This window comes from Vibrio sp. H11 (assembly GCF_004804295.1).
GTDB lineage: Bacteria > Pseudomonadota > Gammaproteobacteria > Enterobacterales > Vibrionaceae > Vibrio > Vibrio ostreae.
On the sequence record NZ_SSHN01000019.1, the window covers coordinates 50,629 to 65,849 of the forward strand.

Sequence of the window (15,221 nt, forward strand, 5' to 3'; positions counted from 1 at the left end):
GTTGGACGGGCCGACGTTAAGCTTGCGCGGTTTCCAGCACGACTTCGTTCTCACCACGGCAGATTTTACTCAGCTTAGGTGCAATCAGGAAGGTCAGTACGGTAATGGCCGCAGTGGCATAACCAATCTTACCAAACACATCACCGTAGATAGCCAGTGATTCAGTGGCGGACGCTACATGGCTCGGTACAGAGGTCAGACTCGCGACCCAGCCAGCAATAACGGCTGCGGTTGCTGAGGTCAAAAACCACATCCCCATCGCAAAGCCCATCATACGCTGCGGAACAAGCTGAGCCACCATGGCCAGGCCCAGACCGGACACCAGCAGTTCACCGATCGACTGGAATGCGTAACACAGCACCAGCCAGTTTGAACTAATGATGCCTTCAGCATTGGCAAAGTTCGCTCCCCAGGACAGGATCAGGAATGACATGGCACACAGCGCCATACCACAGGCAAATTTAAACGGCATCGACAGACGATCGCCCAGTTTGCCGTACAGCATCGCCAGGACCGGACTGGCCACCATGATCCAGAACGGGTTCAGAGCCTGGAATTGCTCCGGCTCAACACCAATACCAAAGATATCGTGGCTGACGTTATGAATCGCAAAGAAGTTGAGTGAGGTTGGCATCTGGAAGTAGAGCACGAAGAACACCACACCTTGCAGCATCAGCACGAAAGCAACCAGCATTTTCTGGCGCTCGATACCGCGAATCGACAGGGCTTCTTTAAAGTAGAAAAATACAATCGTCAAGCCGGCGACAACCAGGATACCGTGCGCCAGTGCCAGGTTCTGCAGCAGGTAGCTACATACAAAGCTGGCAATAACAGAGCCAACGGTGACCAGCAGCAGTTTGGTTTTATTCACCGGTGCCAGATCAGCCGGTGAGCCGACTTTGCGCAGCATGCCCTGGCACATGATGAAGTTAACCACAGTGATCGCCAGGCCAATCGCGCTGACACCAAATGCCATGCCGTAGCCGGCACGCTCTGCTACGATTGGGGTGATGATCATCGAAATGAACGAACCGAGGTTAATCGCCATGTAATACATGGTGAACGCGCCATCGAGGCGAGGATCGTTTTCCGGGTAGACTTTGGCCAGCAGGCTGGACGGGTTGGCTTTGAACAGGCCGTTACCCACAGTGATAAAGCCCATGGCAATAAAGATAAGTGTCGGACCACCGAAGCTTTGCTCTGCGGTGGACAAGCCAAGCAGGGCATAACCAATCATTAAAATGATGGCACCTAGCGTCACGGCCCGTTTACTGCCGATGACCTTGTCACCGATCCAACCACCGGCGGCAACGAAACCGTAAACCAGCGCAGAAAAGGCACCAAACAGAACAAAAGAGGTCGATTCATCCATATTCAGAATTTTGACCATGTAAACGGTCAGGATGGCTTGCATCCCGTAGAATCCGAATCGCTCCCAAAATTCTATTGAAAAGATCAAATAGAATGGTTTAGGTTGCTTGAATATATTCAAGTCTGACATAAAGTACTTCCTGTGACAGAAACCATCTCTGGTGAATGTTCACGGTGGTGCGTTGTGCAAACCGTGGATATCACTTTTGATGCAGTGTTATAAATGATGATTTCCCTTAGGCTTATAATATTGTTAAATACATTATTGCTAAGGTTTTATTCGGTCGATACGTATACATGCAAGAGAATAAAACTGCAATGATCTTATTTGTTCGAATTTTAATCCGTATGTTAAATGGTATAAAATACAACTAGTTAGCGGTGGGTCTGGCGGCGGGGGATCTGGAAATCTAATTTTCCATATTTGAAGATCATGTGTTACAAGCAAAGAGATAACAATCAGCTTCATCCAGAGTGGAGTAAACCATAGTTCACAGTTGTTAAGAAAAGTTGGTTAGAAATGAAACGTTGGTATTTACTGTACTGTAAACGAGGAGAGCAGGTCAGAGCGAAAGCCCATCTGGAAAATCAGGGGGTAGAGTGCTTTTATCCGGAAATCGAAGTCGAGAAAATTTTACGCGGCAAGCGGCAAAAAGTGCGGGAACCGTTATTTCCGTCTTACATGTTTGTCCGTTTTGATTTTCAGCAAGGTCCGACATTCACCACGGTACGTTCAACGCGCGGGGTGGCGGATTTTATTCGTTTCGGCTCTGAGCCTAAAGAGATCCAGGGTGACTTAGTCTACGAACTGAAGCAGTTCGGCTGTGCATTGCAGGCGATGTCCCAGTCTGAAGGGCCGGTGAAGGGACAGGAAATTGAAGTCAAAGGTGGTCAGTTCAAAGGGCTGAAGGCTATCTATCAGGAGCCGGACGGTGAGAGCCGTTCGATTATGCTGGTGAAAATGATCAGTCAGCCAGTGGCGATGAGCATTGATAACAAGCATCTCGACCTGAAAGGTTAATCCTGCTTAATTTTGTCCGAGTAATAAAAAAGGCGCCACAGGCGCCTTTTACGTATCCGGTTTTCCCGCTGAGCAGTCAGCTGGAAAGGAGATTAGTATGCTTCGTTGTGAACCGCTTTTACTGCGCGACCTGACGGGTCGATACAGTTTTTGAACGACTCATCCCATTCTACTGCTTTCGCCGAAGAGCAGGCAACCGAAGGGCCGCCAGGGACACAGTGCGCCGCTGATTCCAGCGGGAACAGTTCTTCAAAGATCTCGCGGTACACGTAACCTTCTTTGGTCGATGGTGTGTTGTACGGGAAGCGGTACTTCGCGGTTTCCATCTGCTGATCAGTGACTTTCGCTTCAGCAGTTGCTTTTAGTGTGTCGATCCAGTTGTAGCCTACGCCATCAGAGAACTGCTCTTTCTGACGCCATGCGATGGACTCTGGCAGGTAATGTTCAAAACACTCACGCAGGATGTGTTTTTCCATCTTACCGTTGCCACACATCTTGTCGGCCGGGTTGAGGCGCATTGCCACGTCGATGAACTCTTTGTCCAGGAATGGTACCCGGCCTTCAACACCCCATGCTGCCAGAGATTTGTTGGCACGGGCACAGTCAAACATGTTCAGCGCCAGCAGTTTACGGACGGTTTCCTCGTGGAATTCCTGTGCGTTTGGTGCCTTGTGGAAGTACAGGTAGCCACCGAAGATTTCGTCAGCGCCTTCGCCTGACAGAACCATTTTAATCCCCATGGCCTTGATTTTACGGCCCATCAGGAACATCGGCGTTGATGCACGGATAGTGGTGACATCATACGTTTCGATGTGATAAATCACGTCACGGATGGCATCCAGACCTTCCTGTACGGTGTAGGTCATTTCGTGGTGTACAGTACCCAGTTTGTCCGCCACTTCACGAGCCGCTTTCAGATCCGGTGCGCCTTCCAGGCCAATGGCAAATGAGTGCAGTTGTGGCCACCATGCTGCGGATTTTTCATCGTCTTCAATACGCATTGCTGCAAAACGTTTTGCGACTGCAGAAGTGATCGAGGAGTCCAGACCACCGGACAGCAGTACGCCGTAAGGGACGTCGGTCATCAGCTGGCGTTTTACTGCATCTTCCAGTGCTTTGGTCAGATCTTCTTTGCTGGTGGAGTTGTTCTGCACCGCTGCGTATTCGTTCCAGTCACGGATGTAGTAGCGTTTTGGCTCTGCATCTTTAGAGCTCAGGGAACTGCCCGGAGGAAATTCACCGATGGTTTTACACACCGGTACCAGCGCTTTCATTTCTGATGCTACGTAGAAGTTGCCGTGCTCGTCATGACCCTGGTACAGCGGAATGATACCGATGTGGTCGCGGCCTACCAGATACTCGTCTTTCTCTTCATCGTACAGGACGAATGCAAAGATACCGTTCAGCTCTTCCAGCAGGTCGGCACCTTTGTCTTGGTACAGTGCCAGGATAACTTCACAGTCAGAATCGGTTTGGAATTCGTATTTGCCTTCGTAGCGGGCACGGATTTCTTTGTGGTTGTAGATCTCGCCATTGACTGCAAGGATCAGTTTTCTATCTGGGCTGTACAGAGGCTGGGCACCGCTATTCAGACCAACGATAGCCAGGCGCTCATGAGCCAGAATTGCTCGGTCTGATGCGTAGATACCTGACCAATCCGGGCCACGGTGACGAAGTTTCTTAGACATTTCAAGAGCGACCGGACGAAGTGCTGCCGCGTCACTTTTGATGTCTAAAATACCGAAGATAGAACACATACAACTTTCCTTAATTAGACGAGTTTCAATCAGATGACTTCAATTTGCCACTTTGGTTAAAAAAGGCAACCCATAATTGTGAAAAAGTTTAAAGAAAAGAGTGTGTGATGAATTTTATTTAATTTAATGGCCAATATTTTAAACGGAATTTAGAAAAGGGCTAATTTGTCACCGGGAATGACAACAAAAGCCGCTAACTTTTGTTGTCATCACCAGTTTAGCTGCGGCTGAAATGTGGATTGAGCTGGTCGCAAACATGGCGGGCAAAACCGGTGCCGGCTTCGCTGTAGATGTTAAACGCAGCGTGTGCGCCATCGGCAATCAGGCTGTCCATCTGGTCCGGGTATTCGGCAATTGCCGCAATATGACCAGGGAAGTGACGCTTTTTCAGCAGCGATAGGGCAATCTGGTTGGCCTGGTGATGTGGCATCGCCAGCAGCACCATTTTGCCATGTCCGGTATCAAGGATACGTTCCCAGAAATCCGGGTCGGTGGCATCGCCGCTGATGACGTTGCGCCCTTGATCGCGGTGACCTTTGGCGGCGTCTTCGCGTAGTTCGACACCCAGACAGATCTGGCCATAGCGTTGGGTCATTTCTTCATAAGCGCCGGTTCCGATACGGCCCATACCGAGGATCAGCACCTGAGCGTTGCCCGGGTTAATCAGGGCGTCGCGCTGATGCAGGACTTCCGGCGCGGGCTGATCAAACCAATGTGACGAGCGTTGGTAAAGTTCGTGCCCCTTGCGGCTCAGTGGTGCGGCGACAATAAACGACAGCGGTACCGAGATGGCCAGGGCGACCAGAATATCGCCCGGCAACCAGCCCATTTTAAAGGCCAGTCCGCCAACAATCAGGCCGAACTCACTGAAGTTGAACAGCGAAATTGACGCTAGCAGCGAGGTACGCACCCGGAAATGGAAGCGATTAATAACCCAGAAATAAAGCATACCTTTGATCGGTAGCAGGATCAGCAGCAGCAGGGCGAGGAAAAAGCCGGTTGCGGTCGGTTCTTCTGACAGGCCAATATTCAGGAAGAAGCAAACCAGAAATAACTCTTTTAAGTTAAACAAGGATTTGGAGAGCTCCGAAGCCTTATTGTGTCCGGCCAGCATCATACCGAGGATCAGTGCGCCCAGGTCCGGCTTCATCCCGACCAGTTCGAACAGACCAGCTCCCACCACCAGGGCCAGGAAGATACCGAGCAGAATCAGCATCTCACCGTGGCCGACCCGGTCGAGCAGCTCAAACATCAGTGGGCGCAGGAATGGCAACATAAACAGGCCGATGGCATACCATTCCGGCAGTTTACCGGTCGATGCGGTTAAAAATATCACGGCAAAGATATCCTGCATGACCAAAATACCGATAGCGAGTGTGCCGTAAGTGGCATTCAGTTCGCCTTTTTCCTGCAGGGATTTAACCGCAAATACGGTACTTGAGAAGGACAGCGCAAAACCCAGCAACACTAGGCTTGAGACCGGTACATCGGCCAGGCTGTCGAGCCCCAGAGTTTTGAACGCCATCAGGATAAGGGTGAAGATGGCGGTCGACAGCAGGTTGTGCACGGTGGCTCCGGCCCAGATTTCCTTCTCAAGCAGAGAACGGACATCCAGTTTCAAACCTATAGTAAACAGCATCAGGGTGACACCGAGGTCAGCCAGTGTGGTAATGGTTTCGTTTGACTCAAAGCCATAGCCATTGAGGGCAAACCCGGCAATCAGAAAGCCGACTAACGGAGGAAGGTGACATTTTAGTGCGATAAACCCAGCCAGAAATGCCGCAGAGATTATGATCAAATCCATAGTGTTTCTTATTTTAATTAAAAAAGGGCCGTATCTTCATAGAGATACGGCCCTATATTATAGGATATGCAACTGATTAGTCTTCAAGCAATTTTTGTAACAGAACGCCATTAAGCATCGCGCGCTTGATCATGGCAAATGCGCTTTTGGTCGGTTGCTTATCCACCGCTGAGGCAACGATAGGCAAATCGCGGTGGAAGGTCTTGAGCGACTGATTGTGTACATTGCGCAAAATAGCCGGGAAAATAATCTCCGGAGCCGCAGTAATCTGACCGGCGATAACAATTTTTTGCGGGTTAAACAGGTTGACGGTAATGGCAATCGCTTTACCCAACTGGTTTCCGACCTGAACCAGCGCCTGTTTGGCCAGCTCATCGCCCTGATTGGCGTGCTGACAAATGGTTTCGACGTTCAGCGGCTCAATGCCGGCCAGGCTTGATTCATAACCCTGTGCCAGTAGGTTGGTGACGCGTTTTATGATCGCCGGGTTGGTGGCAATGGTCTCCAGACAGCCGAAGTTGCCGCACTGGCATTTATCGCCGAGCGCGTCTATCTGGATATGGCCGATTTCGCCCACATTACGATTAGAGCCCAGAAATACCTGGCCGTTGACTATGATGCCGGCACCGGTGCCGCGGTGCACACTGACCAGAATGGAGTCCTGACAATCCTGGCTGGCGCCGAAATAGTGTTCAGCCAGTGCCATACCGCGCACATCGTTACCAACAAAGCTTTCGACATGAAAATGCTCGCGCAGAATATCGCCCAGATCCAGAGTATCAATATCGATGTGTGGCATATATTCCACCACACCGGTTTCAGGATTGACCAGGCCTGGCAAGACCACACCGATGGCAATTAACTGATCAATCTGCGCGCTGTGCTGGGCAATGAAAGCTTTAATATGACCAAGCAGACCTTCGATTAATTGCGGCTGCTGGGCATAGAGAAATTCGTGTTCGGCGCTAGCCAGCTCTTTGCCACCTAAATCGTACAGGCTGAGCTGGATATAATCGCGGCCAAGACGCACCGCGATGGAATGAAAGGGAGCCACTTCGGTGGTGAGAGAGATGGCCCGCCGCCCGCCGGTCGACGCTTGTTGCGCGACCTCTTTTATCAGGCCGCGTTCGAGAAGCTGGCGGGTGATCTTGGTGACGCTGGCCGGAGCAAGCTGGCTGACATCGGCAACCTGAATGCGGGAAATCGGACCTTGCTGGTCAATTAAACGATAAACCGCTGCGCTGTTGAGCTGTTTAACAAGATCTACGTTACCTATTTGTCCGCCATTCATTACACATTTTGCTCGTATTGTCCGTTTACTACCGTCGCTTTTACCTGGAAGTCGCGGTCAAACGCCGTTAGGTTGGCAATCATGCCAGGCCGGATTCGACCCAGTTTGTTGTCCACTCCAATAGCTTTGGCAGGATATAGGGTTGCCATCCGCAGGGCTTCGTCTAAAGCGATACCGACGTGCTCAACCGTATTTTGAATTGCTTTTATCATCGTCAGGGCTGAGCCGCCAAGTGTGCCGTTTTCGTCTACACACTTGCCGTCCCGGTAATATACTTTCTTACCGACAAAAATAAAGTGATCCATCTCAGCGCCTGCAGGAGCTGTGGCATCGGTCACTAATACCAGCTTGTCGCCTTTGATTTTGTGGGCAATCCGGATGTTGGCGTAGTCGACATGGAAGCCGTCGACAATGATACCGGCATAGACATCCGGCGTATCATAAATAGCACCGACAGCCCCCGGTTCACGCCCGATCATCGGCGTCATGGCATTAAACAGGTGAGTGGCAAAGCTGATCCCGGCTTCAAATCCCTGCCGTGCTTCGACGTAGGTCGCGTTGGTATGGCCAAGAGAAACCACGATGCCGGCCTCTGCCAGTTGCGTAATATGGGCCGGATTGTTTTTTTCCGGTGCCAGCGTCAGTTTGGTTACCACGTCGCGGTTATCACAGATGAAGCGGATCATTTCGTCGTTTGACGAGCGGATAAAATCGACGCTGTGGATGCCCTTTTTGATCTGATTGAGGTACGGGCCTTCCAGATGCAGACCGAGGGAGTGGTTCTGGTAACGCTGCTGGTAGTCGCGCTGCGCGGCCACCGCCTGACGCATATCATCATCGGATGAAGTAATCAGGGTGGGCAGAAAACTGGTACAGCCGGACTTTAAATTCGCGCGGTGCATGGTGTGCAGGGTGGCGGCGCTGATGTCATCATTAAACATTACACCGCCACAACCATTGAGCTGAACGTCGATAAATCCGGGACTTAAGTTGGCGCCATGCAGGTCAATAGTGGCTAATTCAGCCGGTAAGTCAGCGACAGGTTGCAGAGAGTGGATTCTGTCGCCATCAACCACGACTGCATGCTCTGTGAGCATTTCGCTACCCGTGTAGATTTTACAGTTAGTTAGCGCGTACATATTAGCGAGTCCTTATCTTTATCGAGATCTGATCAATTCATGTGGCAAGGCCAGTCAGTTAAGCAGAAAGTGTGAGGCAGAACTTTCTTTGCTGACTTCAATTAGGTCGCAAATTATCTTTTTGATTTCCAGAGACGCAGGCTCTGGTTGAAAATAAGTGATAAACCGTTTGTCAGTTCAATGACTTCCGAACGCGACCCGGCTCGGGTTATCATGGCGTCAACGGCTGTATCTGTCACTATTTTAGAGTAACTCAACGCCAGATAGTACTGTTACGAGTTTGTTTTTTTGTATAATAAAATAAGTTTTATGATCTCGCTAGCAAATTCCTTGATTTTTCCAATTTACTCTTGATTAAGATCACATTTAAATCGGTTTTAATTTGTGAGCCGAAATATTTCGCATACACTGACATGGACTAAATTGAGTGACTAAAATAAGTCAGCCAATGTATACCAAATTCCTATAGGGAGAACGTAAGGTGAATATTCTTGGATATTTTCAAAAAGTAGGGAAGGCCCTGATGGTGCCGGTGGCGACGCTGCCAGCGGCGGCCATTTTAATGGGTATAGGCTACTGGATTGACCCGAATGGCTGGGGAGCGAACTCGGCTCTGGCAGCGTTTCTGATCAAAGCTGGTGCCGCCATTATAGACAATATGTCGGTGTTGTTTGCAGTTGGTGTGGCGTTTGGTATGTCCAAGGATAAAGATGGTGCAGCGGCACTGTCCGGCTTCGTTGGCTTTCTGGTGGTCACAACCCTGCTCTCACCAGGCGCAGTCGCGCAAATCCAGGGTATTGATCCTTCTGCCGTTCCTGCCGCATTTAACAAGATTAATAACCAGTTTGTCGGCATTCTGGTCGGTATTGTTTCCGCTGAGATTTACAACCGCTACTCAACCGTCGAGTTACATAAAGCTTTAGCCTTTTTCTCCGGTAAGCGTCTGGTGCCAATCCTGACCTCATTTGTCGGTATCCTGATTGCATTTGTGCTGATGTACGTCTGGCCGGCGATTTACGGTGGCCTGGTAAACTTTGGTGAGTCTATTCAAGGTCTTGGCGCAACAGGTGCAGGTATTTATGCCTTTTTTAACCGCCTGCTGATTCCGATTGGTCTGCACCACGCGCTGAACTCGGTATTCTGGTTCGATGTCGCCGGTATTAATGATATTCCTAATTTCCTTGGTGGCGCGAAGTCGATTGCGGAAGGTACCGCGGTTCCTGGTATTACCGGTATGTATCAAGCAGGCTTCTTCCCAATCATGATGTTTGGCCTGCCGGGTGCGGCACTGGCGATTTACCACACCTCAAATGCCAAGCATAAAGAGAAAGTGGCCTCTATCATGATCGCCGCCGGTTTTGCTTCTTTCTTTACCGGTGTGACTGAACCGCTGGAATTCTCCTTCATGTTCCTGGCTCCGCTGCTGTATGTTCTGCACGCGCTGCTGACCGGTATTTCTGTCTTTATCGCGGCATCGATGCACTGGATGGCCGGCTTTGGATTTTCGGCAGGTCTGGTGGATATGGTGCTCTCTTCGCGTAACCCACTGGCGATCAACTGGTACATGCTGATTGTGCAGGGCCTGGTCTTCTTCGCTATCTACTACGTGGTATTTCGTACCGTCATCGTTAAATTTGGCCTTAAAACACCGGGTCGTGAAGATGAAGAGCAAGCGGCGACCATGAGCGCGGCATCGGGCGATTCCGCTGAACTGGCCAAGCAATATCTGGCGGTACTGGGCGGCCATGATAACCTGGCCAATATTGATGCCTGTATCACTCGTCTGCGACTGACTGTGAATGATATGTCGGTGATTGACGAGAAGCAGCTCAAAGAGCTGGGCGCGATGGGCGTGGTAAAACTGGGGGCTAACAACCTGCAGGTTATCCTGGGACCAATGGCGGAAATCATTGCCGGTCAGATGAAAGATATTCGTTCCCAAGATTAACCACTGTCCCGGCATCGCTGGTGTTCAGGTTGTAGTCTGAGTTTGGTTAAATCCAAGCCTCCGCATCATGCGGGGGCTTTTTGTTTGTGCATTTAACCACCCGCGAGCAGAAATAATCGTAAGAAAACCGCAGTTTTTATTGTGAATTCATTCAGAATTGTGGATCATTAGTGGCAATATTTCTGCTCTGCCGGGCTTTACGCCTTCTTCGCAGAAACCGTTTTCTGACAATACTAAATAAACTTTGAGGTGCTATAGATGAGTGAAGCTGAGGCTCGTCCATCGAACTTCATTCGCCAAATCATAGATAAAGATTTAGCGGATGGTAAACACACTAGCGTGCATACTCGTTTCCCGCCGGAGCCGAACGGCTATCTGCATATCGGACACGCGAAGTCGATCTGTTTGAACTTTGGTATTGCTCAGGACTATCAGGGTCAGTGTAATTTACGTTTTGACGACACAAACCCTGAAAAAGAAGATCTCGAATACGTTGAGTCAATTAAGAAAGATGTACAGTGGCTGGGCTTTGAGTGGTCCGGTGATGTTTGTTATTCATCTGACTATTTTGACAAGCTGTATCAATATGCGGTGGAACTTATCCAAAAAGGCTTGGCGTATGTTGAAGAGCTGAGTCCGGAGCAGATTCGTGAATACCGTGGTACTTTGACCGCGCCGGGTAAGCACAGCCCATACCGCGATCGCAGCGTAGAAGAAAACCTGGCACTGTTCGAAAAGATGCGTGCCGGTGAATTTGCCGAAGGCACTGCCTGTCTGCGCGCCAAGATCGATATGGCATCGTCATTCATCGTACTGCGCGATCCTGTGTTGTATCGCGTGCGTTTTGCAGACCACCACCAAACGGGTGACAAGTGGTGCATCTACCCGATGTATGACTTTACCCACTGTATTTCCGATGCACTGGAAGGGATTACTCACTCGCTGTGTACGCTGGAATTCCAGGACAACCGCCGCCTGTATGACTGGGTTCTGGATAACATCAGCATCGAATGTCACCCACGTCAGTACGAGTTCAGCCGCCTGAACCTGGAATATACCGTGATGTCGAAGCGTAAGCTGAATCAGCTGGTGACCGAAAAACTGGTTAACGGTTGGGATGATCCGCGTATGCCGACCATTTCAGGTCTGCGCCGCCGTGGTTTTACCTCAGGCTCAATTCGCGAATTCTGTAAACGTATCGGTGTGACCAAACAAGACAACATGATTGAGTTTGGCGTGCTGGAATCTTGTATTCGTGATGACCTGAACGAAAACGCACCACGTGCGATGGCGGTTCTGGATCCGGTCAAAGTTGTGATTGAAAACTTTGACGCGGACAGCACTGAAATGCTGAGCATTGCTAACCATCCGAATAAGCCGGAAATGGGCGAGCGTCATGTGCCATTCAGCCGTGAAATCTGGATCGAACGTGAAGATTTCCGTGAGGAAGGCAACAAGAAGTACAAGCGTCTTGTGCTGGGTAAAGAAGTTCGTCTGCGTGGCGCCTACGTGATTAAAGCTGAGCGTGTTGAAAAAGACGAGCAGGGTAACATCACCACCATTTACTGTAGTTACGATGCCGATACACTGGGTAAAAACCCGGAAGATGGCCGTAAGGTGAAAGGTGTAATTCACTGGGTATCGGCTCAGCAAGGTGTTGCTGCCGAGTTCCGCCTGTACGATCGTCTGTTCACCGTACCAAACCCGGGTGCCGCGGATGACTTCGCTGCCACCATTAACCCGGAATCTCTGGTCAAACTGCACGGTTTTGTTGAGCCAAGCCTGGCGAATGCAGAAGCTGAGTTCGGCTACCAGTTTGAGCGTATGGGGTATTTCTGTGCCGACGCGAAAGACTCACAGCCAGAGGCGCTGGTTTTCAACCGCACCGTTGGTCTGCGCGATACCTGGGCGAAAATTGAAAACGCCTGATATCTGATCGAATGATAACCTGATCCGAAAGCCAGCTGCATGCTGGCTTTCTTTTTATCAATAACGCGTAATCCTGGCCCAAAGTCTTAGCAAAACCGCAGGTTTTGTGTGAGATTGCTGCGATTATTGTGGCTTAGGTACATTTTTTACTTTATCCCCTATAGTTTTGCCCCTCCGATCCGATATATTTAACAGATCACAGAATTCATTAGTTAAAGCACTCAGCTGAGCCTTTTATGCATCAATTTTTCAAGCGATTGCTATGGCCTCTCGCCGTAGCCGTTGTGACTCAGACTTCCATCGTATATGCAGAGGGCATCCGCCTGATCGGACCTGGCGGTGAAGTGCAATCCGAGCCTCAATTCAGCGAACAGGTCGTTCCTGCTCGCACCTCAGAGGCTGCGACTCCTTCTGTACGTAGCCAACAGACGGCTCCTGTCTCGGCCAGAGCGGCCAATATCATGCCGTCCAATGAGCCGTCGACTTTTTTTGGCCCGACGTCAGAGCAGGACACGTTATGGTCAATCGCCAGCCGGTTGCGACCGTCGCCCAGTGTTTCTGTTCAGCAGACCTTGCTGGCCATCTATCGCCTTAACCCTCAGGCGTTTGAAAATCAGAACATCCATAGCCTGATGCCTGGCAGTACGCTGCGTGTGCCATCGCTGGCGCAGGTCCGCAGCGCGACCACTCAGGAAGCGGTCAATGTCATGAACGCGCATCAGGCGCGCCTCAACCAGACCACAGCCCGACCGGTAGCCCCGGTGCAAATCGCCGCCCCGCAGCCTCAACCGACCCCTGCAGCCCAACCGGCCACACCAGCGACGACAGCTACCCCAGCGGCCCCCGACGCCACGCCTGCGCCAGTCACCCGCAGCGACGTGGATAAAGTTGAGCAGCAGATTGCTTCATCCGATTCAGAGATGCTGGCGCTGGAAGAGAAGAACCATCGTTTGCGTTTGATGTTGGCTGAGATGCAGTCAGAAGTGGATACGCTGAAAAACGAACTGGGTGATGAGAACCGCATCCGCTCAGAAGTGGAAAAATTGCTGGATGAACAACGCAGCAAGCAGCAGGCAGAGCAGAAGCTGGCACCATCAACCTGGGATCAAATTCTGTCCAATGGTTGGTTGGTCGGCTTGATGGCACTCATCCCGGGTTTAGCGATCGCCTTCCTGGTGCTGATGCTGCTCAATCGCCGCTTTCAAATCGATAATCAGGAACAGAAACCTGCCGAACAAACTCCGCCATCTCAGGCTGAGACTGCTGCGGTTGTGGCCGGAGATGAAACCCTGCAGAGTCTGGAAGATGATCTGCTGCTGGATGATGACTTATTTGGCGAAGCGGATGACAGCGAACTGACGTTCAGCGATGAAACCGCAGAAGCTGACGATACACAGGAAGATATTTTTGCTGATCTGGATGAAAACGATCTCGATTTCAATCTGGAAGATGAAGACGGTGAAGATCCGTTTGCCGGTATCGACGATGACGGAGATCTGGATACCGACTTTGGCGGTAACAGTGGCATCAGTGTTAACGGTGATGAAAAAGCGCTGGGTCTGGAAGAGATGGAGCGTACGTTGGATCAGGCGGTGCAAGAGCCGCAAGATGACGACGAAGCGGTGTTCGACCTGTCGGATGATGATTCTGCGGTGCAGGACGACCTCGACACGTTGCTCGGAGAAAATGATACGGGCGAAGAGCTCGAATCCGGTATGCTGGAACAGTCGATGCTGGATGACTTGTTTAACAGCAGCACGGATGAAGATGACGACCTGGCTGCGCTCGATTTTGACAGCCTGCTGGACGAGGACAGTCTCGATGATGCCAAAGTTACCTCGGATGAGGAGCTGGAAAACCAGTTCAGTAACATTGAAGCCCAGGCTGATCTGGATCAGCTTGAAGCGCAGAGCGATGAAGCGGCACTGCTGGATGAAATGCTGGATGAGGATCTCGAACTCGACATCGATAGTAACAGCACCGAGTTGCTTGATGAGTTGCTGGCAGAATCAGACGAGATTTCTGCCCAGAATGAAAGTGACCAAATGCTGGATGAACTGTTAGAGCAGAGTGCGTCTGAGACGGCAGATGATGCATTCGATATTGACAGTGACAGCCTGTTGGATGAATGGCTGGAGAAAGAGCAGGAGAGCAGTGAAACCAGCGAAGACGAGCCGGAAGCGCTGGCGGAACTGGATGACGGCACTGAATTCTTTGATGAGCTGCTAGAAATCGAGCAACAGGCGCAGCAGCCTGAGTCAGAGTACAACAGTACCCATTTCAAAAATGATTTGTTGGATGCGGTACCAGACAATGATCCTTTGCTGGAAGAGTTCGATTTTGGTGATGAGAGTGAGTTTTCTCTCGATAGCGACAGCGATGACGCATTTGAGTTTAGCTCGCAAATTGAAGGCAGCGAAAGCGAAGCGAAACCCGCAGCACCAGCGGATGAGCCGGTCGCACCACAAAGCGTCAGCAATCAGCCTGAACCGGTCGCGAATGAATTTGGCATTCCTCAGGATGATGATTGGTTACTGGACGATCCACTTGGTGCTGATTCGTCGGGCGTAGAGGAAATTGAACCGCTGTCATCGGCTGATTTTATGGCCGGGTTGGAGCAACAGCAGCAGCCTGAACCAGAAGCGGCCGCAGAGGCGGAAGCCACGCCGCAAGAGCCGGAGCTGACTGCTGAAGCGAGTGCAGAGTCTGACCCACAAACCCAAGAGCCTGACTCACAAACCCAAGAGCTTGATCCACAATCTGAAGAGCCTGAGCCACAAGCGGAAGACCTGGCTGCGCAATTTACCGATACTCAGGCTGAGTCAGAGGAAGAAGGGTTTGCCTTCGATGACTTAGATCTGCCGGAGTACAGCGAAGCGGATGCCCTGGCTGACAGCGTTGCAGAGCCGGAAGCCGAGGCACAGCCTGAAAGCTCAGCACAAGCAGAGCAGCCAGAAAGTG

The 15,221-nt window shown here is 50.8% G+C and carries 9 protein-coding genes; 4 read left to right on the forward strand and 5 right to left on the reverse strand.

Going from position 1 to position 15,221, the window contains the following annotated elements:
* Positions 1-16: 16 nt before the first annotated feature.
* Positions 17-1,501, reverse strand: coding sequence for a dipeptide/tripeptide permease DtpA (gene dtpA, locus E6C74_RS20055; RefSeq protein WP_136487820.1), 1,485 nt, complete (start codon positions 1,499-1,501; stop codon positions 17-19).
* Positions 1,502-1,891: 390 nt separating this feature from the next.
* On the opposite strand from dtpA, the gene rfaH reads away from it, so the two are divergent.
* Positions 1,892-2,392 (forward strand): transcription/translation regulatory transformer protein RfaH, encoded by a 501-nt coding sequence (rfaH, locus tag E6C74_RS20060; protein ID WP_136487821.1) that lies wholly within the window; start codon positions 1,892-1,894, stop codon positions 2,390-2,392.
* Between the two features lie 92 nt (positions 2,393-2,484).
* On the opposite strand, the gene asnB is transcribed toward rfaH, so the two are convergent.
* From asnB to nagA, 4 genes are all read right to left on the reverse strand, one after another.
* Complete coding sequence (gene asnB / locus E6C74_RS20065; RefSeq protein ID WP_136487822.1) at positions 2,485-4,149, reverse strand: asparagine synthase B; 1,665 nt, start codon at positions 4,147-4,149, stop codon at positions 2,485-2,487.
* 217 nt (positions 4,150-4,366) lie between these two features.
* Positions 4,367-5,953, reverse strand: a complete 1,587-nt coding sequence (locus E6C74_RS20070) for a cation:proton antiporter family protein (protein WP_136487823.1) — start codon at positions 5,951-5,953, stop codon at positions 4,367-4,369.
* Between the two features lie 76 nt (positions 5,954-6,029).
* Positions 6,030-7,244, reverse strand: a complete 1,215-nt coding sequence (locus E6C74_RS20075; protein ID WP_136487824.1) for an ROK family protein — start codon at positions 7,242-7,244, stop codon at positions 6,030-6,032.
* Entirely contained in the window at positions 7,244-8,383 is a 1,140-nt protein-coding gene (gene nagA, locus E6C74_RS20080; protein ID WP_136487825.1) for an N-acetylglucosamine-6-phosphate deacetylase, read from the reverse strand. Before nagA ends, E6C74_RS20075 begins: the two co-directional genes overlap by 1 nt.
* Positions 8,384-8,864: 481 nt before the next feature.
* Here nagA and nagE point away from each other — a divergent pair, with 481 nt between their 5' ends.
* The 3 genes from nagE to E6C74_RS20095 all read left to right on the forward strand — a co-directional run.
* Entirely contained in the window at positions 8,865-10,331 is a 1,467-nt protein-coding gene (gene nagE, locus E6C74_RS20085) for an N-acetylglucosamine-specific PTS transporter subunit IIBC (protein ID WP_136487826.1), read from the forward strand.
* Positions 10,332-10,589: 258 nt separating this feature from the next.
* A complete protein-coding gene (gene glnS, locus E6C74_RS20090; protein WP_136487827.1) occupies positions 10,590-12,260 on the forward strand; it encodes a glutamine--tRNA ligase in 1,671 nt (556 codons plus the stop codon).
* 284 nt (positions 12,261-12,544) lie between these two features.
* Positions 12,545-15,221: FimV/HubP family polar landmark protein (locus tag E6C74_RS20095; RefSeq protein WP_276605449.1), on the forward strand; the 2,677-nt coding region annotated here is incomplete at its 3' end.